The sequence below is a fragment of the Enterobacter sp. BNK-13 genome, assembly GCF_048685015.1.
GTDB lineage: Bacteria > Pseudomonadota > Gammaproteobacteria > Enterobacterales > Enterobacteriaceae > Enterobacter > Enterobacter quasiroggenkampii.
The window spans coordinates 2,112,318-2,137,228 of record NZ_JBLQTP010000001.1; the positions used below are offsets into that span (position 1 = coordinate 2,112,318).

Genomic DNA, 24,911 nt, shown 5'->3' on the forward strand with positions numbered 1-24,911 from the left:
TATTCATGACATTCAATGCAATTCTTTTGAAATTAATAAAACCAGAAAGAATGTGAACCTTGTCACTCCTGATCCGTTAGCTAAGCGCTAAATTAGCTCCCCAACAAAACACAGAAAACTCCGTGCCTTTATCATCCTTAAAGTCACTGTTTCTACTCGTCTTATTTCTGTTTGGTTTAAATATTCAGGAGTTGACCATGTCTCGTAAAGACGTTCTGTACACGCCCTATAATGGCGCCGTACTGCTGGAAAATCCGTTATTAAATAAAGGCCTCGCCTTTATTAAAGAAGAACGGGATAATTTTAATCTGCATGGATTATTGCCGCATAACGTTGAAACCATTGAAGAGCAAACCGAGCGCGCCTGGGTGCAGTTCTGCCATTTTAAAAGCGATATTTCCCGTCATGTTTATTTGCGCAATATTCAGGACACCAATGAAACTCTCTTTTACAACCTCTTGCGTTCGCATCTGAAAGAGACGTTACCGATTATCTATACCCCGACGGTGGGTGAAGCCTGCGAGCATTTCTCCACGATTTATCGCCGCGCGCGCGGCTTGTTTATTTCATGGCCTAACCGCCATCGTATTGATGAGATGCTGCAAAGTTTCTCGCGCAACGACGTTCGGGTGATTGTGGTAACGGACGGAGAGCGCATTTTAGGGCTCGGCGACCAGGGTATCGGCGGTATGGGCATTCCGATTGGCAAGCTGTCGCTCTATACCGCCTGCGGAGGGATCCATCCGGCCTCCACCCTCCCGATTATGCTGGATGTCGGCACCAATAATCAGCAACACCTCGACGACCCGATGTACATGGGTTGGCGTCATCCGCGCATCAGCGACGATCAATACGCTGAATTTATGGATATGTTTATCAGCACGGTTAAAGCGCGCTGGCCCAACGTTCTCCTGCAATTTGAAGACTTTGCACAGAAAAATGCCACCCGACTACTCCAGCGCTACCGCGATCAACTGTGCTGCTTCAATGATGATATCCAGGGCACGGCAGCCGTCACCGCTGGGACGCTGATCGCAGCGGCCCACGCGGCGGGCACGCGCATTCGCGATCAGCGCGTGGTCTTCCTCGGCAGCGGCTCTGCGGGATGCGGGATCGCTGAAAAAATTGTGGCGCTGATGGTCGATGACGGCCTGAGCGAGTCGGAAGCCCGCAGCAGGATCTTCATGGTCGATCGCTTCGGCCTGCTGACCGACGACATGACCAACCTGCTCGATTTCCAGAAAAACCTGCTTACCGCGCGCGACGCCGTAAGCCGCTGGCAGGTAGACGCAAAGAATATTTCCCTGCTGGACGTGGTGAAGAACGCACATCCCACGGTGATGATCGGCGTTTCAGGTCAGCCGGGGCTGTTCAGCGAAGAGATCGTCAAAGAGATGCATCGCCACTGCCCGCGCCCGATTATCATGCCGCTCTCGAACCCGACGTCGCGGGCGGAGGCCCAGCCGCAGGATCTCATCGCCTGGACCCAGGGAGCCGCGCTGGTGGCCACCGGCAGCCCGTTCGCGCCGGTATTCTGGGAGAACGCGCACTACGAGATTGCCCAGTGTAATAACGCCTATATCTTCCCGGGCCTGGGACTGGGCGTGCTGGCCTGTAACGCGCGCCGGGTGACGGAAGAGATGCTGATGGCAGCAAGCCGCAGCCTGGCCGCCCAGTCTCCACTGGTGACCACAGAAAGAGGAGGATTGCTGCCGCCGGTAGATCAGATTGAAACGGTCTCGCGCCAGATTGCCGTTGCCGTCGCCCGGGCAGCCATTGAACAAGGCGTAGCGCCGTCGTTAGATGATGAAACCCTGATGGCGCGTATCGAGAAAACCTGGTGGCAGGCGGACTATGCGCCGTACCGCCGGTCTGCACTGTAGCGCCGGTCATGCCCTCACCGCAGGGTGAGGGCATCGCTGTGGTGTTAGTGCTGTATGCCTGAGCGGTCAGAAAAATCGCTGGCGGAGAGATTATCACCCCGAGTTGCCGCCTGTTTCAGACGGGCATACCGATCAGGTACCCCTTCAGGACGGGTTTTGAAGCGACGGTGCAGCCACATATACTGCTCTGGGGCCATGCGTACGGCCTGCTCAATTGCCCTGTTCATCTGCGTCGCCACGGCTTCTTTATCGCCGCCCTGCAACGCCTCGCTGATATCCTCCAGAATAATCAGCTCGTAACCGGTACCATCCGCCCTGCGACGCGGCACAAAGGGGATGACGGCAGGCTTAGCGCTTTTGACCAGCATATAGCTGCCCGCCGTCGTCGCGGCATCCGGCACCGCAAAGAACGGCACAAACACGCTGTTGGTTTTGCCATAGTCGTGGTCCGGGGCGTACCACAAAATTTCATTCTGCTTCAGCGAGCGGATCATGCCCTTTAAATCATGGCGATCGAGCATGGTTTTGTTGGAACGCAGACGTCCGCGCGTCTGAAGCCAGTCCAGCAGAGCATTGTTATTAGGGCGATACACCCCGATACCGGGGTTGAGCATGCCAAATATCCGCGCGCCCAGCTCAAGCGTCAGAAAATGCATCCCCACCAGCACCACGCCTTTTCCCTGCGCCCTCGCCTTTTCCATGTGCTCATACCCCTGCACGGTAAAGCATTTCTTCACCCGCCACGCAGGCCAGAACCATGCCATCCCGGTTTCAATCACCCCCATTCCTACCGATTCAAAATTACGCTGCAGCAATGACTCGCGTTCATCCTTTTTCATCTCCGGGAAACAAAGTTCCAGGTTGCGGCGGGCAATCTCGACGCGGCGAGGAAGTAAGCGCATCGCCAGTCGCCCCAGGCCATGACCGATTCTGAACAGAAGCGGATAAGGGAGCAGCATGATGAGCCACAGAGCCGCAATGCCGGCCCAGCTTAGCCAGTAACGGGGATGAAGAAAGGCGAATGAAAAACGAGGTAATTTTGTCATCAGAAAATTATCCTTTAACGTGTCTGTCCTTAATTGATTCTGTTGAAGATCTTTCCTAAGGATGAATAAAAAGTCAGCCAGAAACGTTAAGTGTAGCGGATAAGACAAAACGCATTTTTATCGATTTTTGCGAAAACGGGAAAACAAACCGGGGAGGATTTATTCGCTCCCCGGCAGAAGATCTTACATCGAATACCCGGGCTTCTTAATAAGCTCCTCCAGCTTCGGTCCAATTTCGGTATCCCAGACCTGCGCCTTCCAGTCTTCAGGCGCGATCTGCTTCAACGCCACCGACACGGAACTGTCTTTACTGTTGAAATGGCGAATAATCACGTCGGCAATATCTGCCGCCAGGGCAGCTTTTTGTTCGTCGTTCAAATCACGGGGAAAACATTTGATATCTACGTGTGGCATGTACAGGCTTCCGGTTGTGAATGAGGGTTCCACGTTATCAGATAATATTGTTTGCCTTTAACACCTTGTGCAGTTCCGGTCGCTGGCATACGGCGTCCGCAATCGCCGTGAATTTAGGGGTGTTCTCGGCAAACCAGGCGTGACGGGGCCCCCAGGTGCGCGCTACCGCAATATACACATCCAGCAGCGTCAGCCGTTCCCCCAGCGCAAACGGGGCAGCCTTAAGCTGGCTTTCGAACCACAAATAAAGAGATTTCCGGTATGCGATGCAGTTTTTCTGCAGCTGTTCCGGCGCATCCGGCACCCAGCGTTCGGGATAGTCTGCATAGGTAAACGTGGGATAGACGTTGGCCACAAACCAGATGAGCAAACGCTGAAACTGCTGACGCTCTGCCTGCCCCACGGGTGGAGCAAGATCGGGACACCGGTCGAGCACCATCAAGGCAATCGCCGCTGTTTCGGTCATGATGGCGCCATTTTCCAGCTCCAGCGTCGGCACCTGGCACAGCGGATTGAGCTTGTGCAGCAACTCACGCTGCGGACCGGGCTGGTCAAACCCGTCCACGTTGATGAATTGATAAGGGATATCAGCCAGGGTCAGCATCACCTCACTGATTGCCGAGCCCCAGCCGGGTACGCCATAGAGTTTAATCATGTTGCCCCCTGAGGGTGAGGGATGAAAACCCTAAGTGTAGAGCACCATTAGTAGGTTATCCCAGGCGGGTTGACCTCCGATTGCGCCACCGCTTCGCCCTGCTCGCCCCAGCGCGCCAGCACCTTCTGGTACTCTCCGCGCTCAATCGCACCGTTCAGCGCGGCCTGCAAGGCATAAACCAGTTGATTGCCTTTTTTGGTCGTGGTGGCGACATAAGCTTTCTTCGGCCCTAAACCGACCACGCGGGTTTTGCCGGTGAGCGCCGCTTTGTAAGCTGAAACCGACTGGGGGCCAAAGAACACATCCGCCCTGCCGGACTGGATATAGAGATTGCCTGAGGCATCGTCGTGAAGATAGACCGGCAGCGCAGGCGCCCGCCCCGCCTTTTTATTTTCTTCGTTCCAGCCCAGCAGGATGCGCTCCTGATTGGTACCCGAGCCGACAATCACCCTTTTCCCGGCCAGATCTTCCGCGCTTTTGATTGACTGAATCTCGCTGGTGGATTTCACCGAAAACGCCAGCGAATCGACGCGGTAGGTCGCAAAATCAAACTTCTCTTTACGCTGTTCGGTCACAGCAATGTTCACCAGCGCCACGTCGTAGCGCCCGGAAGCGATTCCCAGCGGCCAGTCTTCCCACGCCGTCGGCACCAGCTTTAGCTTCAGCCCCAGGCTGCCCGCCAGCAGGCGGGCAATATCCGGGTCGCTGCCGATCCGCGTGCGGTTATCGCTGGCCAGCAGCGCCAGCGGCGGGGAGTTCAGCATCGAGACGGCGACCGTCAGCGTACCTGGCTCAACGAATTTATAACCGGCGGGGATCTTCGCCACGGCCTGCCGATCCACCGTCACCGGCAGCGGCTGCTCGTTGGCTTTCAGATCGATGCTGGCGTGGCTCGCCGTCGTAAAAAGCAGTCCTGCCAGAAGTCCATATTTCATCTGCGCTCCTTACAGCACTTTTGACAGGAACTGGCGCGTTCGCGCGTGCGACGGGCGGTTCAATACCGCGTCGCTGCTGCCCTGTTCCACGATTTTTCCGTCGACCATAAACACCACCTGATCCGCCACTTCCCGGGCAAAGCCGATCTCGTGAGTGACCACCACCAGCGTAGTGCCGGACCGGGCCAGTTTTTTGATTACGTCCAGCACTTCCCCTACCAGCTCCGGATCCAGCGCCGAGGTGGGTTCATCAAACAGCATCACGCGGGGACGTAACGCCAGCGCGCGGGCAATCGCAATGCGTTGCTGCTGGCCGCCGGAGAGATGGCGGGACCAGGCATCGGCTTTGTCCCGCAGCCCGACCACGTCCAGCAGGCTGTACGCTCTTTCCACCGCCTCTCTTTTGCTGAGCTTTTTATGCGCGATGGGCGCTTCAATCAGGTTTTCCAGCACCGTGAGATGGGGAAAGAGATTGAAGTTCTGAAACACATAGCCCACGTTGACGCGCTGTTTGAGGATCTCTTTCTCCTTCAGCTCGTAGAGCTTGTCGCCCTGACGACGGTAGCCAATGTAGTCCCCGTCGATCTGAATAAAGCCTTCGTCGACGCGCTCCAGGTGGTTAATGGTACGCAGCAGCGTCGATTTTCCCGACCCGGACGGCCCGAGGATGACCGTCACGGATCCCGGCGGGATCTCAAGCGACACGTTGTCGAGCGCCTTATGGCGTCCAAAATATTTGCTGACGCCGGTAATCGAGATATGTCCTTCAGGAGAGGCTTGCATGGATAGGCTCCTGTGCTGGCGTGGTGGTGACAGAACGGGTACGACGGGCGGCACGGTTCTGATTAACCGCAGAGCGGCGTTCGCTGCGGGCAAGTGCGCGTTCAACACCGTACTGGATAGCGGACAGGACGGTGGTGATCGCCAGGTACCAGGCGGCACCAACCATCAGCAGCGGGATCACCTCCTGCGTGCGGTTGTAGATCATCTGGATGGTATAAAACAGCTCCGGCATCGCCAGGACGTACACCATCGCTGTGCCCTTGGCGAGGCTGATGATTTCATTGAATCCCGACGGCAGAATGGTACGCAGCGCCTGAGGCAAAATGATGCGCACCGTGCGGCGCCAGGCCGGCAGACCGAGCGCGGCGGCGGCCTCATACTGCCCGTGATCGACCCCGAGGAAACCACCGCGAATGATCTCGGCGGTATAGGCGCTCTGCACCAGCGTTAGCCCCACCACGGCGGTAGAGAACTGCCCCAGCACGTTGATGGTTTCAAAACTGCCCCAGGTAATACCGGTAAACGGCACGCCGAGCGAGAGCGTGTCGTAGAGATAGGAAAAGTTGTACAGGATAATCAGCACGACGATCAGCGGCAGCGACCGAAATAGCCAGATGTACGCCCACGCCAGGCTGCTCAGCAGCCAGGATGACGAGAGTCTCGCCAGCGCCAGCATGCCGCCAAACACCACGCTCAGCGCGGTGCCGATCAGCGTCAGCAGCAGGGTCTGCCCGACACCTTCGAGGATCACCGGGTCGAAGAACCAGCGGGCGAACACCGCCCACTCCCAGCGCGGGTTAAAGGCTACGGACTGAATCACGACCGCCAGGACAAACAGCGCCACCGCGGCGCCGACGGCCCGCAGCGGATAACGCGCCGGGACCACCTTAATGGTTTCAACGTTGCTCATCGTCGTTCCTCATGCGGTTTTACTGAACGCTTCACGTACCAGCGTTTTGGTGAAACGCAGCCGACCGTCAAACGGCGGCTGGCTATACTCTTCCGGATCGCGGTTCAGATCGAACTGCGGCTGATAGCCCTGGCTAAGATAGAGCCTGACCGCCTCCGGCTGACGAAAGCCGGTTGTCAGGTAGATTTGGCTATAGCCTGCCAGCACCGCCCTGCGCTCCAGCTCCTGCACCACGCGCCCGGCAAGCCCCTGCTGACGCAGGGTTTTGTCCGTCCAGATACGTTTGATTTCCGCGGTGCGTTCGTCGAACGGTTTGTACGCGCCGGTGGCAATAATCTTCCCGTCGCGCTCCAGGACGATAAACAGCCCCTGCGGCGCCAGATACCACTCGGTGAGCTCCACTTCCGCGTCTTTAGAGAAGTAGTCCCCGTAGCGGGCCGCATATTCACCGAACAGCCCCTCGATAATGGGCTGAAGTTCGGCATCTTCCGGTGATACATCACGAAATCGTTCGCTCATTACGCCTCCTTAATCGCCCAGGCCAGCCGGGTTCACTTCGGACTGAGGAATGCGCTCAACCCCTTCTCCCCAGCGGTTCAGCACTTTGTCGTAATCGCCGTTTTTGATGACGCCGTTCAGCGCGGTTTGCACCGGCTCAACCAGTCCGCTGCCTTTTTTCAGCGTCACCGCGATGTGTGCCGCCTTCGGCCAGCCGCCGTCGACGCTGCCCACCAGTTTGGTTTTCCCGTTCAGCGCCGCTTTCCATGCGCCAATCACGTTCGGGCCAAAGTAGGCATCCGCGCGGCCGGACTGCAGTGCCAGGGTTTGGGCCGCATCGTCTTTGGTGTAGATCGGGGTAAAGGGCTTCAGCCCCTTCTTCAGGTTTTCGGCATTCCATGCCAGCAGGATGGCCTCCTGGTTGGTGCCGGAGCCGACGATAATCTTCAGCCCGGCGATGTCTTCCGCCTTCTGCAGCGACGTAATCGGGCTGGTGGATTTCACGTAAAAGCCGAGGGAATCCTTACGATAGGTAGCAAAATCAAACTTCTGTTTGCGCTCTTTAGTGACGGTGATGTTGCTGATGGCGGCATCGTATTTCCCGGACGCCACGCCCAGCGGCCAGTCCTCCCAGGAGGTGGGCACCACGTTGAGCTCCAGCCCGAGGCTGTCGGCGACCAGACGCGCGACGTCAACTTCGCTTCCCAGCAGCGTTTTGTTGTCGTCGGAGAAGACCGTCAGCGGCGGCTGGTTGAGTCCCGCCACCGCAACGGTAAATTTCCCGGGCACGGCAAAGCGATAGTCTTTCGGCAGCTGCGCTACCGCCTCGCTATTTTTCGCGGTGTTAATCGGGGTTTTATTGGCCTCGATGCTCACACCGGTGCCGTTAATATTGACGTTCTCTGCCCAGACGGCAGGGGTAAAGGCCAGCGCGAGCGCCAGAATAAGCGATGATTTCTGCATAGCGGGGTTCTCTTTTATTGTTGTGTGTACTGGTTTTTCGGTTGGTCTAAGCCAAGGCTTTCGCGCAGCGTGGTGCCCGGGTAGTCGGTACGGAACAGGCCGCGGGCCTGAAGAATGGGCACCACCTGATCAACAAAGCGCGGGAAGGTGTCCGGCGTGCCGCCCTGAATAATGAAGCCGTCTGCGGCATAGCCTTCAAACCAGGCCTGAAGACCGTCTGCCACCTCCTCCGGCGTGCCGGAAAAGCGCGGGCGCGGCGAAGCGGCCTCCAGCGCCACCTGACGCAGGGTTAAGTTGCGTTCGCGGGCGTTACGCTTGATTTCATCGGTGGTGCTGCGGAAGCTATTTTTGCCTAAGTCGCCGATATCCGGGAACGGCTCGTCGAGCGGATACTGGCTGAAGTCGTGATGTTCAAAATAACGCCCGAGGTAATTGAGGGCGTCATTAATCGACACCAGCGCCGCCGTGGTCTGGTACTGGTTTTCCACATCATCGGCATCTTTCCCCACAATCACGCTGACGCCCTGGAAAATATGGAGATCCGACGCGCGGCGGCCGTTTGTTTCCAGCTGCTGTTTTACGTCGCGGTAAAAGGCTTTTGCCTCATCGAGCGTCTCGTGGTGGGTGAAAATGGCGTCGGCATGTTTCGCCGCTAGCTTTTTCCCGTCGTCCGATGCCCCGGCCTGAAAGACAATCGGACGCCCCTGCGGCGTGCGGCCAATATTCAGCGGACCGGCAACCTGGAAGAAGTCACCGTGGTGATCGAGCGTATGCAGTTTCGCCGGGTCAAAAAACTGGCCGCTCTCTTTGTTACGAATAAACGCGTCCCCTTCCCAGGAATCCCACAGCCCTTTCACCACGTCGAGATACTCATCCGCAATACGGTAGCGCAGCGCATGTTCGGGGTGTTTTTCACGGGAAAAGTTCTTGGCCGACCCTTCCAGCGGAGAGGTCACCACGTTCCAGCCCGCCCGGCCGTTGCTCAGGTGATCGAGGCTCGCGAACTGGCGCGCCGTGGTGAAGGGCTCGCTGTAGGAGGTGGATAAGGTTCCCACCAGCCCCAGGCGCGAGGTGATGCTGGCCAGTGCGGAAAGCACGGTTAACGGTTCAAAACGATTCAGAAAATGGGGGATCGATTTCTCGTTAATATAGAGGCCATCGGCCACGAAGAGAAAATCGAGCTTCCCTTCCTCGGCCTTTAACGCCGTCGCTTTCACAAAGTCGAAATTAATACTGGCGTCGGCGATCGCTGCAGGATGGCGCCAGGCGGACATATTCCCGGATGCACCATGCAGAATGGTGCCCAGCCGCAGTTGTCGGGTTGCAGACATATTTACCTCTCCTGAATTAAACGTGTTGCAGGGCTTTTTCCGCAAGCTGTGCAAAATAGCGGGCGGCGGGCTCAATCAGTGCTTCATCCGGGTTAAAGGCCGGGTGATGTAAACCAAACGGACTGTTGCTGCCAATGCTGACAAACGCGCCGGGAACAGACTGCAAATAGACCGCAAAATCTTCCCCGCCCATATGCAGTTCCGCGTGCCGGGTTTCATATCCGGCCTCACGCGCGACCGAGGTGGCAAAATCAGCCCAGCGCTCGTCATTCACCAGCGCGGTAGGCCCGGCATACCAGGTGATATCAATCTGCGCGCTGAAGGCGCTGGCAAAACCGGCGGCGATTTCGCCCACGCGGGCTTTCACATTCTGCTGTACTTCCGTGCGATGGGTTCGCAACGTGCCTTCCAGCTCGACGCTTTCCGGCAGCACGTTCCAGGTGTTGCCGCCCGCAATACGTGTCACGCTCAGCACCACCGAATCCAGCGTGTTGACGTTGCGACTGGCGACGCTTTGCAGCGCCGTTACCAGCTGGCTCGCCAGCACAATGGCGTCGTTACCTTCATGAGGACGTGCGGCGTGCGCACCTTTGCCGGTAATGCGGATCACAAAGCGGTCAACGTTGGCGTAGAACGGCCCGCCGCGGGTGGCGAACTCACCGACCGGCAGGCCGGGCTCGTTGTGCATACCGAAAATCGCGCTGACATCGCGCAGGGCACCGGCGCGCACCATGCTCTTCGCACCGCCAAAGTTCTCTTCAGCAGGCTGAAACAGGATACGCACCCGGCCGTTAAGCGAGGCCTCCCGCTCTTTCAGCTTTAACGCGGCGCCGAGGATGACGCTGGTGTGAATATCGTGTCCGCAGGCGTGCATCACCCCTGCATGCTGTGAGCTAAACGGCACGCCGCTGCGCTCCTCGATCGGCAGCGCGTCAATGTCGGCACGCAGCGCAACCAGCCTGCTGCCCGTTCCGATTTCCGCCACCAGCCCGGTCGACAGGTCGTAAGGCTGTGGGGTGATCCCGGCGTTGGTCAGCCACTGGCGCAGGCGCGCGGTAGTTTCGACCTCCTGGCCGGACAGTTCCGGGTTCTGGTGCAGTTCGCGGCGCCAGGCAATCAGTTGTTCGCCAAAGCTCATACGGTGACCTCCTTGTTAAGACGCGCCCCGGCCAGCAGTCGCAGCGACGCAACGCGCGTAGCCCCCTCCGCTACCGGCGTGTCGATGATAAATTCGTCAATGCCCCACTGCTGATGCAGCGCGTTGAGCTGTTCCACTACCGACTCAGCGGTACCCGCCAGCAGCGACTGCGCCCGGCGTGCAATGCGCACCGGCTCACTGCCCGCCTGGCGTGCAAACGCGTAGGCCTGTTCTTCGCTGGCCACGGTGACACGCTGCCCGTTTGCCAGCTCAACGCCCCACACTTCGACCTTCTGCGCCAGCGCGTCTGCCTCAGCCTGCGTCGGCGCGACAATCGCCTGCACCGCCACTATCACGTCCCGCGCGCTGTTCTCGCGCCAGGTCGATACCACCTCGCGCAGCAGTTCCGGGTCACCGTTCAGGTGTGCGGCAAACACAAAGTGCCAGTCGAGCCTGGCGGCGAGCAGCGCGCTTTCGGTACTCGCGCCCAGCAGAAAACCCTCAGCAGGCAACGGCGGCAGCGGCGTGGCGCGGACGGCCTCTTCATTAGCGTGATGCTCAGGACGGATCCAGCGGTCGAGCTGGGCCAGTTGTTCGGCAAAGCTGCCCTTTTCCTGTTGATTCAGGCCCTGCTGCAGCGCGCGGGTTGAGAGCGGTAATCCACCGGGGGCTTTCCCGACGCCGAGATCGACGCGGCCAGGCGCCAGCGCGGCCAGCACGTTGAAGTTCTCGGCGACTTTATAGGGGCTGTAGTGCTGAAGCATTACGCCGCCTGACCCGACGCGAATGCGCGTGGTTTGCCCGAGGATCCAGGCAATCAGCAGCTCCGGCGAAGGACTGGCAAGCTGTGGGGTGTTGTGGTGTTCGGCAATCCAGAAGCGGTGATAGCCCAGATTTTCTGCCTGCTGCGCCAGCGCCAGGGTACGCGCCAGTGCATCGGCAGCCGTTTCGTTTTCAGCTATGGGGCTTTTATCCAGAATGCTGATTCGCCATGACATGTTGCGTTCTCGTTTGACTTAACATGTCGACATTATTAAAGGCGCATTTCACCACTGAGAAACAATTAATTTACATTTAGTTTGCCGGAAAACAGATATAAAAAACCCTGCTAAGAATAAGACTTTAAGGAGGCAATCAGCGATTCCACCTGCTCCCGACGGGTAATGCGGACGAAGCGAATATGGCTATATTGCGGGTTTTGCAGATCGGCTTCATAGCGCGTACGGTTGTTACGCCAGGTTTTCATCGTCCAGATGATAATGGATTCTCTGCTGAAGAACGCGCGCCGGAAACTCTCTTTATTCCCCGTTCCCGGCCAGAGCTCGTGCTTATGCCAGGCCCGCTTTATTGCTCGCGTGACGGCCTGCCAGAGGGTGCGGGTAAACCCGTAATCCACCCACACCACCACATCGACATCGCGCCATTTCACAGGCCGCGTGCGGTTGTAGTTACCGTCAAGCACCCAGTCTGGCGAAGCCTGTAGCGCCTGCGCCAGCTTTGCCTGAAATTCGTCGTCCGGCGTTCCCTGCCAGTCAGAGCGCCAGTAGAGTCTGTCCATCTCGATACAGGGAATAGCCAGTTCGGTCGCAATCTGCTTCGCCAGCGTGCTTTTTCCACTCCCGCTGGTTCCTATGACGTTAATTTTCATCTCAGCCTCCCTGTATTCACGAAAATGAGACCAAATCATAGCGTTTTCATTCTGTTAACGAAACGCTATTTCAGCATGACAATTTTTCCAGGGAGGCGATCTCCCTATTGCAGTTTGGCTTATGTCATTTATTTAAATCGATTCAAAATAACACCCACTAAAATATTTTCAATTTTATTACATTCGACAACATTAACATATTAAAAATAATGGATACCGGGTATTTCGGAGGTTCTCAATTTCAGCGAGAATATGCACAGATCGTTATTAAAATAATCACTTTTATCTTGCCGGAGCGCTTTCCGGGTTTTTATTCTTGCACAACATCATGGAGTTACTCATGAGGCGTAACACCCCCGTTACACAAAACGAGTATTTACTTAACGCTGGTTCGACGTTAATGTCCACCACCGATACAAAAAGTCATATAACTTATGCTAACTCCGCTTTTATAGAAGCCAGCGGATATAAAGAAGAGCATCTTCTGGGTGAGCCGCATAACCTCATCCGCCATCCCGACATGCCTGCCGAAGCGTTTGGCGACATGTGGTTTACCCTCCAGCAGGGTGAGACCTGGACAGGGCTGGTGAAGAATCGTCGTCATAATGGCGATCACTACTGGGTGCGTGCCAACGTGACGCCGGTCTGGCAGGGGGGATCCCTGACCGGCTATATTTCGGTGCGCAATATCCCCTCACGGGAGGAGATCGCGGCCAGTGAAAATCTGTATGCAAAAGTACGGAATAATGAATTAAAACAGTACCGTTTTTATAAAGGACTGTTTGTTCGGCGCGGTTTATTTTCCTTTTTGTCGCTCTTTAAATGTCTCAGTACCGGAAAACGAATTCAGCTTGGTATTACTGCGACAGCGTTACTTTCCTGCCTGGCGATGTATTTATTCCGCGATCGTCTCGTTCAGGCCACCACTCTGGTGCTGCTTTTTTCTGCGCTGTCCTTTTATCTTCATGTGCAGATCGCCCGGCCGGTAAAATCCATTGTTCAACAGATGCAGCGCGTGGTTTCAGGACGTAAAACGGACTATTACCATTTTGACAGGATCGATGATATCGGGCTGATGATGCGCCTGGTGAATCAGTCTGGTTTAAACCTGAACTCGCTGGTTGATGATGTCGGGGCGCAAATCAGCGGTATTGGCACCATCAGCCAGCAGGTCGCGAAAGAAGGTGCGGCGCTGCAGACGCGCTCTGAGGAAACCGCAGATTTCTTGCAGCAAACCGCATCTGCGGTGGAAGAGATCGCCAGCGCCGTGAAGCAGACGGCCGAAACTGCAAACGAGGCGATTCAGATGGCGGATCGCACCCGCGACAGCGCCCACTGCGGCGAAGTGATGATGAAAGAGACCATCGGTATGATGCAGTCCGTTTCGCAGGATAACGGCCAGATCGTCGATATTATTAGCGTTATCGATCGTATTGCCTTCCAGACCAATATCCTTGCGCTGAATGCCGCCGTGGAAGCGGCGCGCGCCGGTGAAGCCGGCCGCGGCTTTGCCGTGGTCGCGGCTGAGGTGCGCAATCTTGCACAGCACTCCGCGACGGCGGCGAAAGAGATCAAAGCGCTGATCGAGAAAAACGTCGCCAGCGTCAACGCTGGCGTGGAGAAGGTGGTACAAACCGAATCACAGCTGACGGTCATGATCGACCATGTTCTGCAGGTTTCCACCTTGATTAAGGAGATTGGCCTCGCCACGCAGGAGCAAACTCAGGCGCTGACGCTGATTAACGCCTCCCTCTCCCGTATCGGCACAATGACCCAGAGCAATACGGGGATGGTGGATAACGTCACTCACGCCGCGAATCACCTGACGCAGCGGACGACGCGCCTGCAGCAGGCGATTGCCGTTTTTGGCGGTTAGCCGTTCGGGTACTGCTCGTCGGTCACTTTTTCCAGCCATGTTACCGGGCTGCCATTTACCGCTTCGGCGATGGCAAGATGCGTCATCGCCGTTTGCGCACTTGCGCCGTGCCAGTGCTTCACGCCGGGTGGGATCCAGGCGATATCGCCCTGATTCAGGATTTCCGCCTCTTTGCCCCACTCCTGTAACCAGCCGCGACCCTGCGTCACAATCAGCGTTTGTCCCAGGGGATGCGTATGCCAGGCCGTGCGCGCGCCCGGCTCAAAGGTTACGGTTGCCCCGCCGACGCTGGCAGGTTCGGTCGCCTGAAAGGGCGCGTCAATGCGAACAGCCCCGGTAAACCAGGCTTCCGGTCCTCGTACTGACGGTAATGAACCGCTGCGGATAATTTTCATCTTTTGCTCCTCGTTGACTGTTGCGTTAACAGTAGCGCAAAGCACTCGGCAGCATTAGGGTGCATAATCAGATAGGACACATGACTGAAACTCATAAATAGAACCGCGATGCTAAAAGATAATTTCAACGATCTGCTCTCCTTTATGGTGGTGGCCCGCGAGCGCAGCTTTACGCGCGCAGCGGCGCAGCTGGGCGTCTCGCAATCGGCACTGAGCCATGCGATGCGCAAGCTTGAGGCGCGATTAGACGTTCGCCTGTTAACCCGCACAACCCGCAGCGTGGTTCCGACACCCGCGGGTGAGCAGCTTTTTTCGCGCCTCAGCCCGCATCTGCTGGAGATCGAACAGGAACTCACGGCGCTTCGCAGCACCCGCGACAAACCCGCAGGCGCTATCCGCATCGTCGCCGGCGATCACGCGATGGACGCCGTGCTCTGGCCGGTACTGAAGCCTTTTATGCTGCAGTATCCTGACATTAACGTCGAAGTGACGGTCGACAATGGCCTGACAGATATCGTAGATGGCCGCTTCGACGCGGGGGTTCGCCTGGGTGAACAGGTGGCAAAAGACATGATTGCGGTGCGGATTGCGCCGGACATGCGCATGGCGGTCGTCTGCTCCCCGGATTACCTGGCTCGTTTTGGCGTGCCGCTCGTGCCGGAGCAGCTGGGTGAACACCGCTGTATCAATCTCCGCCTCCCCACCCGAGGGGGATTGTATGACTGGGAATTTGAGCGCGACGGGCGCGAGCTTCGCGTGCGGGTTGACGGACAGCTTACGCTGAATAACCTGTCGCAGCGCATCGACGCCGCGGAGAATGGTCTCGGATTAGCCTACGTGCCCGAGTCCTCGGTTCTGGACGCTCTGAATCAGGGACGGCTGGTCAGGGTCCTTGAATCGTGGTGCCCCACGTTTGAAGGATACCACCTCTATTATCCGAGCCGCCGGCAGCACACAACCGCGTTCAGGTTACTTCTCGATGCCCTGCAGCAGCAAAAATTTATACCATCTGGTAATAATTAAGAGAATCTGATGATTAAATAATCAACCCCACCATTGTTTTGACTAAAAACTCATCACGTTTCAGCGTGTTGTGATCCCCGTCTGCTCTGACCACACGATTTCCTTCGACGTGCATCACTTTCGGCACGGTTATATTTTGCGTCGCTTATGAATTGCAGGTAGGATGCCTCGCCATGTTTCGCCTTATCCATACGCAGAATGACTGGGGAGGCGACATGTGTTTGCGCAGAAGCAATCGTTTGTATTGCGCTCTGCCAGGCAGGACTATCACGATAATGGTTCAGACAGGCAAACAGGTAACTCAATGAAAACAAGCAATAAAAGCGCAGCCGATCATCATGCTGCTAAACGTCGCTGGTTGAACTCCCACGAAGAGGGCTACCACAAAGCGATGGGCAACCGTCAGGTTCAAATGATCGCCATCGGCGGCGCTATCGGAACGGGTCTGTTTTTAGGTGCTGGTGCACGCCTGCAGATGGCTGGCCCGGCTCTCGCCCTGGTCTATCTGGTGTGCGGGATCTTCTCTTTCTTCATTCTTCGTGCACTGGGCGAACTGGTACTGCATCGCCCTTCCAGCGGCAGCTTCGTCTCTTACGCCCGTGAATTCCTCGGTGAAAAAGCCGCTTACGTCGCGGGCTGGATGTACTTCGTCAACTGGGCGATGACCGGTATCGTCGATATCACCGCCGTGGCGCTGTATATGCACTACTGGGGCGCGTTTGGCGATGTGCCGCAGTGGGTCTTTGCGCTTGGCGCGCTGGCGATTGTCGGCACCATGAACATGATCGGCGTGAAGTGGTTCGCGGAGATGGAGTTCTGGTTTGCGCTGGTTAAAGTGCTGGCTATCGTGGTGTTCCTGGTCGTGGGTACCGTCTTCCTCGGCAGCGGTAAGCCGCTGGATGGCAATGCAACCGGCTTCCACCTGATAACCGATAACGGCGGATTCTTCCCGCACGGTCTGCTGCCTGCGCTGGTTCTGGTTCAGGGCGTCGTGTTCGCCTTCGCCTCCATCGAGCTGGTGGGTACCGCAGCAGGTGAATGTAAAGATCCGCAGACGATGGTGCCAAAAGCCATCAACAGCGTGATCTGGCGTATCGGTCTCTTCTACGTCGGTTCCGTGGTGCTGCTGGTGCTGCTGCTGCCGTGGAACGCCTACCAAGCGGGCCAGAGTCCGTTCGTGACCTTCTTCTCTAAGCTGGGCGTACCTTACGTGGGCAGCATCATGAACATCGTGGTGCTGACGGCGGCGCTCTCAAGCCTGAACTCCGGCCTCTACTCGACCGGTCGTATCCTGCGCTCCATGTCGATGGGCGGTTCTGCACCGAAGTTCATGTCCAGGATGAGCAAGCAGCACGTGCCGTACGCCGGTATTCTGGCGACGCTGGTGGTCTATGTCTTCGGCGTGTTCCTGAACTACCTCGTTCCGTCTCAGGTGTTCGAAATCGTTCTGAACGTGGCTGCACTCGGGATTATCGCATCCTGGGGCTTTATCGTGGTCTGCCAGATGCGTCTGCGCAAGGCGATTAAAGAAGGCAAAGCCGCTGACGTCAGCTTCAAGCTGCCTGGCGCGCCGGTAACGTCCTGGCTCACCCTGCTCTTCCTGTTCAGCGTGCTGGTGCTGATGGCGTTCGACTACCCGAACGGCACCTACACCATCGCGACCATTCCGCTGCTGGCCGTGCTGCTGATTGCGGGCTGGTTCGGCGTGCGTAAACGCGTTCACGAAATTCACAGCACCGCGCCGGTTCATCCTGATGATGAAAAACACGACGCGCCGCTGGTGGAAGAAACCTCGCGTTAAGCATCCGGAAAGCATTAAAAAGGGAAGGCAAATGCCTTCCCTTTTTTTATCTTACAGCGCGATACGAATCACGTCGTCAGGCTGGGTGGCTTCCTGCTGGCGGGTAGATTTTTGTTTCACCGTCACGTACAGGGTTTTGCCATCCGCAGAGAGCGCCAGGCTATTCGGGTAGACCGGCGTGTCGAACGTTTTAGTCACCTTATACGTTTTCCCATCAATCACGCTCACCTTGCCGGCTTCACGGTGCGTCACGTAGGCTTCATTGCGGGCCGGGTTAAACAGGACCGCCAGGGATTCCGGCGCGGCGATTTTCTCGATCACGCTGCCGTCTTTCAGGCTCACCACCAGCACTTCCGGCTGTTTTGAATCGGTCAGGAACGCTCGCTGACCGGCTGTGTCGAGGCTCAGGTTCAGGTAGAAGTGCTCTTTCCCGTCATCCAGCACTTTTTTACGGCTCAGGATTTTGTGGGTGGCCGTATCAATGGTTAACAGCTCGCCGTCCGCATTCGTGGTGTACAGACGTTTCGTCTGCCCATCCAGCGCCAGGCCGGTGCTGTAAGTACCGGTATTGGCAATGGTCTCTTTCAGCTTCAGCGTGGCGCCATCCACCACCCAAATCACGCTCTCTTTACCGACACCGGTGATGTAAATCGTGTTGCTTGCGTCATCCGCCACCAGCTGGCGCGGCTGCAGCGGTTTGACGGTTTCGCTGCGTTGACGCCCGTCCAGCACCAGTCGCCCTTTTACGTCACCCGTTTTTGCATCAATCGCGGTTACCGCGCCGTTGATCGTATTACCGAACCACAGCGTTTGGGTCGCGTTGTCAAAGGTGGCACCAAAGGGTTTGAGATCGCTATGGATCGCCTGCGTCACGTCCAGCGTGACCGGATCAAGACGGTAAACAATCCCGCCCTTGTCGGTTTTACGGCTTTGCGAGGTCGCCACCCACAGCGCATTCTCCTGCTGGCTCACGGCCATTTCATACGCCCCTTTACCCACCGCTTTACGCAGCACCTCTTCGGCGGCATGCACCTGGAACGTCCCGGCAAGCAGTAAAGTGGCAGACAGCAGTGACAGGCTCAGACGCGGCGAGCACAGATGACGTAAAGACATAACAATTCCTTTTCTGAAAAGTGGGGTTTGGGCTGACATCACTTCCGGCAGACAACGTCATGGCATTGCCTTTTGATAATGAGAATAGTAATCATTAATCAGATGAATGTGGAGTTTTTCTTTCCCCTCTCGCCTTCCATTAACGCAATGTGCGGTTATAGTTTTCAAAACATTTACAAAACCTTTAACATGTATGGACATGTTCCATTTGGTTCGTTTACATACCACAACCGGTTTTATTCATGAAAATCATTTCTGCCCGTAAGGCTTCTCTCCCGCTGCTGCTGGTTCCTGTTATCTTTGCGCCGCTCACCGCCATGAGCGCAGAGGAACAGACCATGATCGTCAGCGCCACGCCGCAAACCGTATCGGAACTCGATACCCCGGCAGCGGTCAGCGTCGTCAATGGCGATGATATGCGCCAGGCTGCACCCCGCATCAACCTGTCTGAATCCCTTGGCAGCGTACCCGGGCTGCAAATTCAGAACCGTCAGAACTACGCCCAGGATCTCCAGCTGTCGATGCGCGGATTTGGCGCTCGCTCAACCTTCGGGGTGCGCGGTATCCGTATGTACGTCGACGGTATTCCAGCCACCATGCCGGACGGACAGGGCCAGACCTCCAACATCGATCTTTCCAGCGTGGAGAGCGTTGAAGTGCTGCGCGGCCCCTTCTCTGCCCTGTACGGCAACGCCTCTGGCGGCGTGATTAACATCAACACCCAGACCGGTCAGCAGCCGCCGACTATTGAAGCGAGCAGCTATTACGGCAGCTACGGTACCTGGCGCTATGGCATGAAAGCCACCGGCGCGATGGGTGATGGCACCCACGCGGGCGATGTGGATTACACTGTTTCCACCACCCGTTTCACCACCAAAGGCTACCGCGACCACAGCGGCGCGCGGAAGAATCTTGCCAACGCGAAGCTGGGCGTGCGTATTGATGACGTCAGCAAGCTGACGCTGATCTTCAACAGCGTGGACATGAAGGCCAACGATCCGGGTGGACTGAATTATCAGGAGTGGCGGGACAACCCGCGCCAGTCGCCGCGCGGCGATCAGTACAACACCCGCAAGACCATCAAGCAGACCCAGGCCGGTCTGCGCTACGATCGCCAGCTCAGCACCCAGGACGACCTGAGCGTGATGATGTACGCCGGCGAGCGTGAAATGACGCAGTACCAGTCGATTCCGTATCAGCCGCAGCTAAAAGCCACTCACTCCGGCGGGGTGATTGATATGCAACGCCACTATCAGGGCGTGGATACCCGCTGGACGCACCGCGGCGAGCTGCTGGTGCCGGTGACCTTTACCACCGGTCTGAACTACGAAAACCTGAGTGAAGATCGTCGCGGCTACGAGAACTTCGTGATGAGCAACGGGGTGCCGGACTACGGCGTCAAAGGCGATAAACGTCGCGACGAACGCAACCTGATGTGGAACGTCGATCCTTATCTGCAGAGCAGCTGGCAGCTGACGCAGAAACTCTCTGTCGATGCGGGTGTTCGCTACAGTTCGGTCTGGTTTGATTCCAATGACCATTACGTTACGCCGGGCAACGGCGATGACAGCGGTGACGCGAGCTATCACAAATGGCTCCCGGCGGGCGCCGTGAAGTATGCGGTGACTGACGGGTGGAACCTCTACGCAGCCGCAGGGCGTGGGTTTGAAACGCCAACCATCAACGAACTCTCCTATCGTGCCGATAATCAGGGCGGTCTGAATATTGGCCTGAAGCCATCCACGAATAACACGTATGAAGTGGGGAGCAAAACCCGAATCGGCAACGGTCTGCTGACGGCGGCGTTGTTCCGCACCGATACGGACGATGAGATCGTGGTGGACTCCAGTTCCGGCGGCCGCACAACCTATAAAAATGCCGGGAAAACCCGCCGTCAGGGTGTGGAAGTTTCCCTGGATCAGCAGTTCGCGGAGAACTGGAAGCTGAAGATGGCGTGGACGTATCTGGATGCCACCTACCGGACTAACGTCTGCAGCGACGCAGACTGTAACGGTAACCGTATGCCGGGGATTGCGCGCAACATGGGCTTCGCTTCGTTTGGCTGGCAGCCGGAGGAAGGCTGGTACGCGGGCACGGACGTGCGTTACATGAGCGATATCATGGCCGACGACGAAAACACCGCGAAAGCGCCGTCATATACGGTAGTCGGGCTGAATACCGGGTATAAGTTTAACTACGGCAACTGGGGAATGGACGTCTTTGGCCGCGTCGATAACCTGTTCGATAAAGAGTACGCGGGATCGGTTATTGTCAACGAGTCCAACGGTCGTTATTACGAGCCTGCACCAGGCCGTAACTATGGCGTCGGGCTGTCGGTCTCTTATCGCTTCGAGTAAGCAAAAAAGAAAAGTTTATTTTATAAATGAAATAACCCTCCTGATGGCAATAAGCCATCAGGAGTTATTCACCAGATAAATAATTAGCGGCGGTATATAGTCGCTCTGATAAATAATCTCTCAGTTAAAATATTGTCGCTGTAAAAGAGAATCCGCTTCATCAATCAACTTATCAATCGCCTTTTGGCTGGCCTCCACATCTCTCCGCTCAAGGGCTGAAAGAAGCTCGTCATAGTGATATGTTGCCGTTTTGATGTCGCTAAGCTCCTGGTGCAGATAGTTCATACAGGGGCCGATGCGGACCCATAGCTGTTCAATTAAGGCATTAAGCGTCGGCATTTCCGCATACTGATAAAGCGTAAACCTGAAGACACGATTCGCATGCAAGGCCTGCTGAACGTTTCCATTGCGCATGGCCTCATGGAAAGCCTCTGACATTTTGCGCAACGCCTCCAGCTTGCCGTCTGACATATTCTGGCATGCTGCGGCAACCGCCATTGGCTCAAGCTGTTTTCGGATGGCGTTAATCTCGTTATAACGCTCCAGCGTCACCTCAGGGACCAGAAAAGCCTGCGCTGGCGTGGCGTGAAGCGCGCCTGAGGAGACCAGGCGCAGCAGCGCTTCGCGAACCGGCGTAATACTGGTGCCTAATTTATCAGCAATCTCTTTCGTAATCAGTCGTGCTCCTGGTTTGAGGGAGCCTGTAATTAACGCCCCTTTCAAACTGTGTTCAACCTGCATGGTAAGGCTAACCCTTTGGGCTTTTTCTAAGTGATCCAAATCAAGCATGTGGAATTCCTGTAGCTAAAACTTAATGCTATTTTTAAACGCCAGTTTTAATAAAACGGCGCCGGTACGATATATCCTGTATCGTCATGCCTGGTGGTGGGAAGTACGTAAAACAGCAAAAAAAAAGCAAACATCATTTTTTTTATCGTTTTCGGGCTCATCCGGGATGATGGCGCGAAAAACCGTGTCCAGTAATTAAAGACAATATATCGTATCTTCACAAATAAATATGGCGGGAAACCCCGCCATTGTGCGCTTTATTTATTGTCACTCGCGACGCGAATCACGACTTTGCCGAAGTTTCGTCCTTCCAGCAGGCCAATCAGCGCCTCGGGGGCGTTTTCCAGCCCGTCCGTCACCTGTTCGCGATAGTGGATTTTTCCCTCCTGTACCCAGCGCCCCATCTCTTCCTGGAACTCATGAATGCGGTGTCCATAATCCTGGCCGATAATAAAGCCCTGCATACGAATGCGTTTCTTGAGAAGGGTCGCCATCAGGAGCGGCAGGCGGTCCGGCCCGTCAGGCAGGCCCGTCGCGTTATAGCCGCTCACCAGGCCACACACCGGCACGCGCGCGGAGGTGTTCAGCAGGGGCAGCACGGCATCAAACACTTTCCCGCCGACGTTTTCATAATAGACATCAATACCGTTCGGACAGGCGTGTTTCAGCTGGTCGGCAAAATCCGCCGCATGGTGATCCAGACACAGGTCAAAGCCGAGAACCTCAACGGCATGACGGCATTTCTCTGGGCCACCGGCCACGCCGACCACCCGGCAACCTTTGATTTTGCCGATCTGCCCTACTGTCGCGCCAACCGGACCGGTCGCCGCAGCCACCACCAGCGTTTCACCCGCTTTCGGTTGCCCGATATCCAGCAGCCCCATATAGGCGGTAAAGCCCGGCATACCCAGTACGCCCAGCGACCAGGAAGGATGAGACGGATTTTCGCCCAGCTTCACCAGGCCACTGCCGTCCGAAAGTTCATACTCCTGCCAGCCGCTATAGCCCAGCACCCATTCACCGGCTTTGAAGTCGGGATGGTTTGACTGTTCAACGCGGCTGACCGTTCCCCCCACCATCACCGCACCGATCTCAACCGGCGGTGAATAGGATGGCGCGTCGCTCATGCGACCTCGCATATAAGGATCCAGCGACAGCCAGACGGTACGAAGCAGAAGCTGCCCCGCACCCGGTTCCGGAACAGGCTGCGTTTCCAGACGAAAATTTTCCGCGACCGGTGCGCCCTGTGGACGAGAGGCCAGCACCCAGCGGCGGTTATGCGAAACAGAGTGATTCATCAGGATCTCCTTCTGGGACAAATGTCATTACAGCCTGGCTCACGTTCAGCGTTATCGCATTAGCATTACGAGCCAGACTGATTGAGGCGTACAACCAGATAGATGCAGGTTTCATTCGTCTCGTTGATGAACCGGCAGTCATTAGGCGGCCCCAGCTCAAGACAGTCTCCGGCGTGCATCTCGTGGCGGGTGTCGCCCTCCTGAAACACCAGCTCACCGGACTGCAGCCAGATAAGCTGACGCGCCAGCGCGTAAGAAGAAGCCGGCATCGGAACGTCGCTTCCCGCAGGCAGTTCCACCTGAACAAGGTCGATGGGCAGATCGGTACGGGGAGAAACATGGCGGCGGAGGTAGTGCGTCTGCGGATCGCGCCAGACGGGCTGGTTTGCCAGGCGCAGCAGCTTACCCTCCTGCATTTCGGCCCGGGCAATCAGCGTTGACATGCTGATGCCAAACGCGCCCGACAGGCGGGCAAGCAAGGTGGCTGTCGGGCTACTGTCCCCGCGCTCTATCTTATGGATCATGGCGCGGGAGACCCCTGCCCGGTCCGCCAGCTCACTCAAGGACCATCCGCGAGACTCGCGTTCAAGGCGAATTCTTGCGCTAATCCGTTGATTCATTGTGTCTGTTATGGTGTTCATGACGTCATACTATAGTGTATGAACGGCAATTCAATGGGCTTTTGATAACAAAAAAATATGGCTTATGCCATAGCGATCGGGCGATACAGTTGTGTAATATCGTAGCGATAACGTAATACTATAGTGAACAACACACAGAGGCTTCATCATGATCGTTCGTCATGCCTGCAAAGAAGACTGCGCTGCGATAGGCGAGATTTACAACCACGCGGTGCTGCACACTGCCGCGATCTGGAACGATAAAACCGTCGATACCGATAACCGAATCGCATGGTTTGAGGCGCGCTCGCTTGCGGGCTACCCGGTTCTGGTAAGTGAAGAGGACGGCGTAATCACCGGCTACGCCTCTTTCGGCGACTGGCGCGCCTTTGACGGCTTCCGTCATACGGTTGAGCACTCGGTCTATGTCCACCCGGCCCATCAGGGCAAAGGGATTGGCCGCACGCTGATGAAGGCGCTGATTAACGAGGCCCGCGCCATCGGGAAACACGTGATGGTGGCCGGCATTGAAGCGCAAAACCATGCCTCGATTCATCTCCATGAAACGCTCGGCTTTGTAACGACGGGACAAATGCCGCAGGTGGGAACCAAGTTTGGCCGCTGGCTGGACTTAACCTTTATGCAGCTACAGCTGGACGAGCGCAGCGATCCGGACGCGATCCCATGAATCAGTCACTGACGCTGGCGTTTCTGGTCGCGGCGGGCATCGGTCTGGTGGTGCAAAACACCCTGATGGTGCGTATCACCCAGTCCTCCTCCACCATTCTCATCGCGATGCTGCTGAATTCGCTGGTCGGCATCGTGCTATTTGTCACTATTCTGCTGCTGAAACAGGGCATGGCTGGATTCAGCGAGCTGGCCGCGACGGTGCGCTGGTGGACGCTTATCCCGGGGCTGCTGGGGTCGTTTTTCGTGTTTGCCAGCATCAGCGGCTATCAGAACGTTGGCGCGGCGACGACCATCGCCGTGCTGGTCGCAAGCCAGCTGATTGGCGGGCTGGTGCTGGACGTGCTGAGGAGCCATGGCATCCCGCTGCGCGCCCTGATCGGCCCGGTGTGCGGCGCGGTGATGCTGGTGGTCGGGGCCTGGCTGGTGGCGCGACGCCAGTTTTGATCGTTACAGTATGGTGCCGCCTTTCGTCAGCTGTTCCTCACGCGCGTCCATCTCCTCTTTATGCTGCTTGCCGTGGTGCGAAATCGCGGTGCGCAGACGCTGCTGCTGGGTGTAGCGATCTTCACGGCTGAGCTCTGCATCATCGCTTAATTCAGTCAGCAGCTCGTTCATGTGGGTAATCACGCTCTCTTCGATCGCGGCATCGACGCGGGCGATAACTTCGTTTAAATGTGACATTGTCACTCCTTGTTATGTGCCCGGTGGCGCTACGCTTACCGGGCCTACGGGTGCCAAATGTAGG

The 24,911-nt window shown here is 56.7% G+C and carries 23 protein-coding genes and 1 pseudogene; 7 read left to right on the top strand and 17 right to left on the bottom strand.

The window, feature by feature from the left end; genetic code table 11:
- The first annotated feature begins 197 nt into the window (after positions 1 to 197).
- The gene (locus ACMGGQ_RS10235; protein WP_420289973.1) at positions 198 to 1,883 is read left to right on the top strand and encodes an NAD-dependent malic enzyme; all 1,686 of its coding nucleotides are present in this window, start codon (positions 198 to 200) and stop codon (positions 1,881 to 1,883) included.
- Positions 1,884 to 1,927: 44 nt separating this feature from the next.
- Here the strand turns inward: ACMGGQ_RS10235 and ACMGGQ_RS10240 are convergent, their stop codons facing one another.
- The 11 genes and pseudogenes from ACMGGQ_RS10240 to ACMGGQ_RS10290 form a co-directional block, all read right to left on the bottom strand.
- A complete protein-coding gene (locus ACMGGQ_RS10240) occupies positions 1,928 to 2,929 on the bottom strand; it encodes a Kdo(2)-lipid IV(A) acyltransferase (RefSeq protein WP_048963121.1) in 1,002 nt (333 codons plus the stop codon).
- Positions 2,930 to 3,112: 183 nt separating this feature from the next.
- Complete coding sequence (gene pptA, locus ACMGGQ_RS10245; RefSeq protein ID WP_008501760.1) at positions 3,113 to 3,343, bottom strand: tautomerase PptA; 231 nt, start codon at positions 3,341 to 3,343, stop codon at positions 3,113 to 3,115.
- A gap of 37 nt (positions 3,344 to 3,380) precedes the next feature.
- Positions 3,381 to 3,998 carry a glutathione S-transferase family protein gene (locus ACMGGQ_RS10250; RefSeq protein WP_420289974.1) on the bottom strand — a complete coding sequence of 206 codons (618 nt, stop codon included), beginning with the start codon at positions 3,996 to 3,998 and terminating at the stop codon, positions 3,381 to 3,383.
- Positions 3,999 to 4,045: 47 nt separating this feature from the next.
- Complete coding sequence (locus ACMGGQ_RS10255; protein ID WP_048223392.1) at positions 4,046 to 4,933, bottom strand: ABC transporter substrate-binding protein; 888 nt, start codon at positions 4,931 to 4,933, stop codon at positions 4,046 to 4,048.
- 9 nt (positions 4,934 to 4,942) lie between these two features.
- Positions 4,943 to 5,716, bottom strand: a complete 774-nt coding sequence (locus ACMGGQ_RS10260) for an amino acid ABC transporter ATP-binding protein (protein ID WP_048029837.1) — start codon at positions 5,714 to 5,716, stop codon at positions 4,943 to 4,945.
- Entirely contained in the window at positions 5,700 to 6,626 is a 927-nt protein-coding gene (locus ACMGGQ_RS10265; protein WP_023327573.1) for an amino acid ABC transporter permease, read from the bottom strand. The genes ACMGGQ_RS10260 and ACMGGQ_RS10265 overlap by 17 nt, the downstream gene beginning before the upstream one ends.
- A gap of 9 nt (positions 6,627 to 6,635) precedes the next feature.
- Positions 6,636 to 7,145 carry a GNAT family N-acetyltransferase gene (locus ACMGGQ_RS10270; protein ID WP_008501765.1) on the bottom strand — a complete coding sequence of 170 codons (510 nt, stop codon included), beginning with the start codon at positions 7,143 to 7,145 and terminating at the stop codon, positions 6,636 to 6,638.
- A 9-nt stretch (positions 7,146 to 7,154) separates the two neighbouring features.
- Positions 7,155 to 9,418 (bottom strand): annotated as a pseudogene (locus tag ACMGGQ_RS10275) (NtaA/DmoA family FMN-dependent monooxygenase).
- Positions 9,419 to 9,434: 16 nt separating this feature from the next.
- Positions 9,435 to 10,556: an amidohydrolase gene (locus tag ACMGGQ_RS10280; protein ID WP_045908821.1), complete on the bottom strand. Its 1,122-nt coding sequence runs from the start codon at positions 10,554 to 10,556 to the stop codon at positions 9,435 to 9,437.
- Positions 10,553 to 11,554 carry an LLM class flavin-dependent oxidoreductase gene (locus ACMGGQ_RS10285; protein WP_048223398.1) on the bottom strand — a complete coding sequence of 334 codons (1,002 nt, stop codon included), beginning with the start codon at positions 11,552 to 11,554 and terminating at the stop codon, positions 10,553 to 10,555. Before ACMGGQ_RS10285 ends, ACMGGQ_RS10280 begins: the two co-directional genes overlap by 4 nt.
- A gap of 110 nt (positions 11,555 to 11,664) precedes the next feature.
- Positions 11,665 to 12,204, bottom strand: a complete 540-nt coding sequence (locus tag ACMGGQ_RS10290; RefSeq protein ID WP_048029836.1) for an AAA family ATPase — start codon at positions 12,202 to 12,204, stop codon at positions 11,665 to 11,667.
- A gap of 340 nt (positions 12,205 to 12,544) precedes the next feature.
- Here ACMGGQ_RS10290 and ACMGGQ_RS10295 point away from each other — a divergent pair, with 340 nt between their 5' ends.
- Positions 12,545 to 14,080 (top strand): methyl-accepting chemotaxis protein, encoded by a 1,536-nt coding sequence (locus ACMGGQ_RS10295; RefSeq protein ID WP_420289975.1) that lies wholly within the window; start codon positions 12,545 to 12,547, stop codon positions 14,078 to 14,080.
- Here the strand turns inward: ACMGGQ_RS10295 and ACMGGQ_RS10300 are convergent.
- Positions 14,077 to 14,475: a cupin domain-containing protein gene (locus tag ACMGGQ_RS10300; protein WP_008501772.1), complete on the bottom strand. Its 399-nt coding sequence runs from the start codon at positions 14,473 to 14,475 to the stop codon at positions 14,077 to 14,079. The two genes, ACMGGQ_RS10295 and ACMGGQ_RS10300, sit on opposite strands and share 4 nt — an antisense overlap.
- A gap of 108 nt (positions 14,476 to 14,583) precedes the next feature.
- Between ACMGGQ_RS10300 and ACMGGQ_RS10305 the strand changes: the two genes are divergently transcribed.
- A complete protein-coding gene (locus ACMGGQ_RS10305) occupies positions 14,584 to 15,498 on the top strand; it encodes a LysR family transcriptional regulator (RefSeq protein WP_420289976.1) in 915 nt (304 codons plus the stop codon).
- 304 nt (positions 15,499 to 15,802) lie between these two features.
- Positions 15,803 to 17,299, top strand: coding sequence for an L-asparagine permease (ansP, locus tag ACMGGQ_RS10310; protein ID WP_023618706.1), 1,497 nt, complete (start codon positions 15,803 to 15,805; stop codon positions 17,297 to 17,299).
- Between the two features lie 51 nt (positions 17,300 to 17,350).
- Here the strand turns inward: ansP and ACMGGQ_RS10315 are convergent, their stop codons facing one another.
- On the bottom strand, positions 17,351 to 18,412 hold the full coding sequence (locus tag ACMGGQ_RS10315) for a YncE family protein (protein ID WP_420289977.1): 1,062 nt from the start codon (positions 18,410 to 18,412) through the stop codon (positions 17,351 to 17,353).
- 242 nt (positions 18,413 to 18,654) lie between these two features.
- Between ACMGGQ_RS10315 and pqqU the strand changes: the two genes are divergently transcribed.
- The gene (gene pqqU, locus ACMGGQ_RS10320) at positions 18,655 to 20,769 is read left to right on the top strand and encodes a TonB-dependent receptor PqqU (RefSeq protein ID WP_045908826.1); all 2,115 of its coding nucleotides are present in this window, start codon (positions 18,655 to 18,657) and stop codon (positions 20,767 to 20,769) included.
- A 120-nt stretch (positions 20,770 to 20,889) separates the two neighbouring features.
- On the opposite strand, the gene ACMGGQ_RS10325 is transcribed toward pqqU, so the two are convergent.
- From ACMGGQ_RS10325 to ACMGGQ_RS10335, 3 genes are all read right to left on the bottom strand, one after another.
- Positions 20,890 to 21,558 carry a GntR family transcriptional regulator gene (locus ACMGGQ_RS10325; protein WP_044596524.1) on the bottom strand — a complete coding sequence of 223 codons (669 nt, stop codon included), beginning with the start codon at positions 21,556 to 21,558 and terminating at the stop codon, positions 20,890 to 20,892.
- A 257-nt stretch (positions 21,559 to 21,815) separates the two neighbouring features.
- Positions 21,816 to 22,856 (bottom strand): NADP-dependent oxidoreductase, encoded by a 1,041-nt coding sequence (locus tag ACMGGQ_RS10330; protein ID WP_104948438.1) that lies wholly within the window; start codon positions 22,854 to 22,856, stop codon positions 21,816 to 21,818.
- A 65-nt stretch (positions 22,857 to 22,921) separates the two neighbouring features.
- Positions 22,922 to 23,497, bottom strand: coding sequence for a helix-turn-helix domain-containing protein (locus ACMGGQ_RS10335; protein ID WP_008501301.1), 576 nt, complete (start codon positions 23,495 to 23,497; stop codon positions 22,922 to 22,924).
- 148 nt (positions 23,498 to 23,645) lie between these two features.
- On the opposite strand from ACMGGQ_RS10335, the gene ACMGGQ_RS10340 reads away from it, so the two are divergent.
- Positions 23,646 to 24,164: a GNAT family N-acetyltransferase gene (locus ACMGGQ_RS10340; RefSeq protein ID WP_023292298.1), complete on the top strand. Its 519-nt coding sequence runs from the start codon at positions 23,646 to 23,648 to the stop codon at positions 24,162 to 24,164.
- A complete protein-coding gene (locus tag ACMGGQ_RS10345) occupies positions 24,161 to 24,610 on the top strand; it encodes a DMT family transporter (RefSeq protein WP_045908828.1) in 450 nt (149 codons plus the stop codon). The genes ACMGGQ_RS10340 and ACMGGQ_RS10345 overlap by 4 nt, the downstream gene beginning before the upstream one ends.
- A gap of 3 nt (positions 24,611 to 24,613) precedes the next feature.
- Here the strand turns inward: ACMGGQ_RS10345 and ACMGGQ_RS10350 are convergent, their stop codons facing one another.
- Positions 24,614 to 24,847, bottom strand: coding sequence for a YdcY family protein (locus ACMGGQ_RS10350; protein WP_420289978.1), 234 nt, complete (start codon positions 24,845 to 24,847; stop codon positions 24,614 to 24,616).
- Positions 24,848 to 24,911 lie beyond the last annotated feature (64 nt).

Bases quoted from the DNA above. Each gene is read 5' to 3' on its own strand.
- ACMGGQ_RS10295 (WP_420289975.1), top strand. From the start codon at position 12,545: ATGAGGCGTAACACCCCCGTTACACAAAACGAGTATTTACTTAACGCT.
- ACMGGQ_RS10325 (WP_044596524.1), bottom strand. From the start codon at position 21,558: ATGCTTGATTTGGATCACTTAGAAAAAGCCCAAAGGGTTAGCCTTACC.
- ACMGGQ_RS10270 (WP_008501765.1), bottom strand. From the start codon at position 7,145: ATGAGCGAACGATTTCGTGATGTATCACCGGAAGATGCCGAACTTCAG.
- ACMGGQ_RS10345 (WP_045908828.1), top strand. From the start codon at position 24,161: ATGAATCAGTCACTGACGCTGGCGTTTCTGGTCGCGGCGGGCATCGGT.
- ACMGGQ_RS10330 (WP_104948438.1), bottom strand. From the start codon at position 22,856: ATGAATCACTCTGTTTCGCATAACCGCCGCTGGGTGCTGGCCTCTCGT.
- ansP (WP_023618706.1), top strand. From the start codon at position 15,803: ATGAAAACAAGCAATAAAAGCGCAGCCGATCATCATGCTGCTAAACGT.
- ACMGGQ_RS10300 (WP_008501772.1), bottom strand. From the start codon at position 14,475: ATGAAAATTATCCGCAGCGGTTCATTACCGTCAGTACGAGGACCGGAA.
- ACMGGQ_RS10280 (WP_045908821.1), bottom strand. From the start codon at position 10,556: ATGAGCTTTGGCGAACAACTGATTGCCTGGCGCCGCGAACTGCACCAG.
- ACMGGQ_RS10305 (WP_420289976.1), top strand. From the start codon at position 14,584: ATGCTAAAAGATAATTTCAACGATCTGCTCTCCTTTATGGTGGTGGCC.
- ACMGGQ_RS10335 (WP_008501301.1), bottom strand. From the start codon at position 23,497: ATGAACACCATAACAGACACAATGAATCAACGGATTAGCGCAAGAATT.
- ACMGGQ_RS10250 (WP_420289974.1), bottom strand. From the start codon at position 3,998: ATGATTAAACTCTATGGCGTACCCGGCTGGGGCTCGGCAATCAGTGAG.
- ACMGGQ_RS10315 (WP_420289977.1), bottom strand. From the start codon at position 18,412: ATGTCTTTACGTCATCTGTGCTCGCCGCGTCTGAGCCTGTCACTGCTG.
- ACMGGQ_RS10265 (WP_023327573.1), bottom strand. From the start codon at position 6,626: ATGAGCAACGTTGAAACCATTAAGGTGGTCCCGGCGCGTTATCCGCTG.
- ACMGGQ_RS10260 (WP_048029837.1), bottom strand. From the start codon at position 5,716: ATGCAAGCCTCTCCTGAAGGACATATCTCGATTACCGGCGTCAGCAAA.
- pptA (WP_008501760.1), bottom strand. From the start codon at position 3,343: ATGCCACACGTAGATATCAAATGTTTTCCCCGTGATTTGAACGACGAA.
- ACMGGQ_RS10235 (WP_420289973.1), top strand. From the start codon at position 198: ATGTCTCGTAAAGACGTTCTGTACACGCCCTATAATGGCGCCGTACTG.
- ACMGGQ_RS10285 (WP_048223398.1), bottom strand. From the start codon at position 11,554: ATGTCATGGCGAATCAGCATTCTGGATAAAAGCCCCATAGCTGAAAAC.
- ACMGGQ_RS10255 (WP_048223392.1), bottom strand. From the start codon at position 4,933: ATGAAATATGGACTTCTGGCAGGACTGCTTTTTACGACGGCGAGCCAC.
- ACMGGQ_RS10340 (WP_023292298.1), top strand. From the start codon at position 23,646: ATGATCGTTCGTCATGCCTGCAAAGAAGACTGCGCTGCGATAGGCGAG.
- ACMGGQ_RS10350 (WP_420289978.1), bottom strand. From the start codon at position 24,847: ATGTCACATTTAAACGAAGTTATCGCCCGCGTCGATGCCGCGATCGAA.
- ACMGGQ_RS10240 (WP_048963121.1), bottom strand. From the start codon at position 2,929: ATGACAAAATTACCTCGTTTTTCATTCGCCTTTCTTCATCCCCGTTAC.
- pqqU (WP_045908826.1), top strand. From the start codon at position 18,655: ATGAAAATCATTTCTGCCCGTAAGGCTTCTCTCCCGCTGCTGCTGGTT.
- ACMGGQ_RS10290 (WP_048029836.1), bottom strand. From the start codon at position 12,204: ATGAAAATTAACGTCATAGGAACCAGCGGGAGTGGAAAAAGCACGCTG.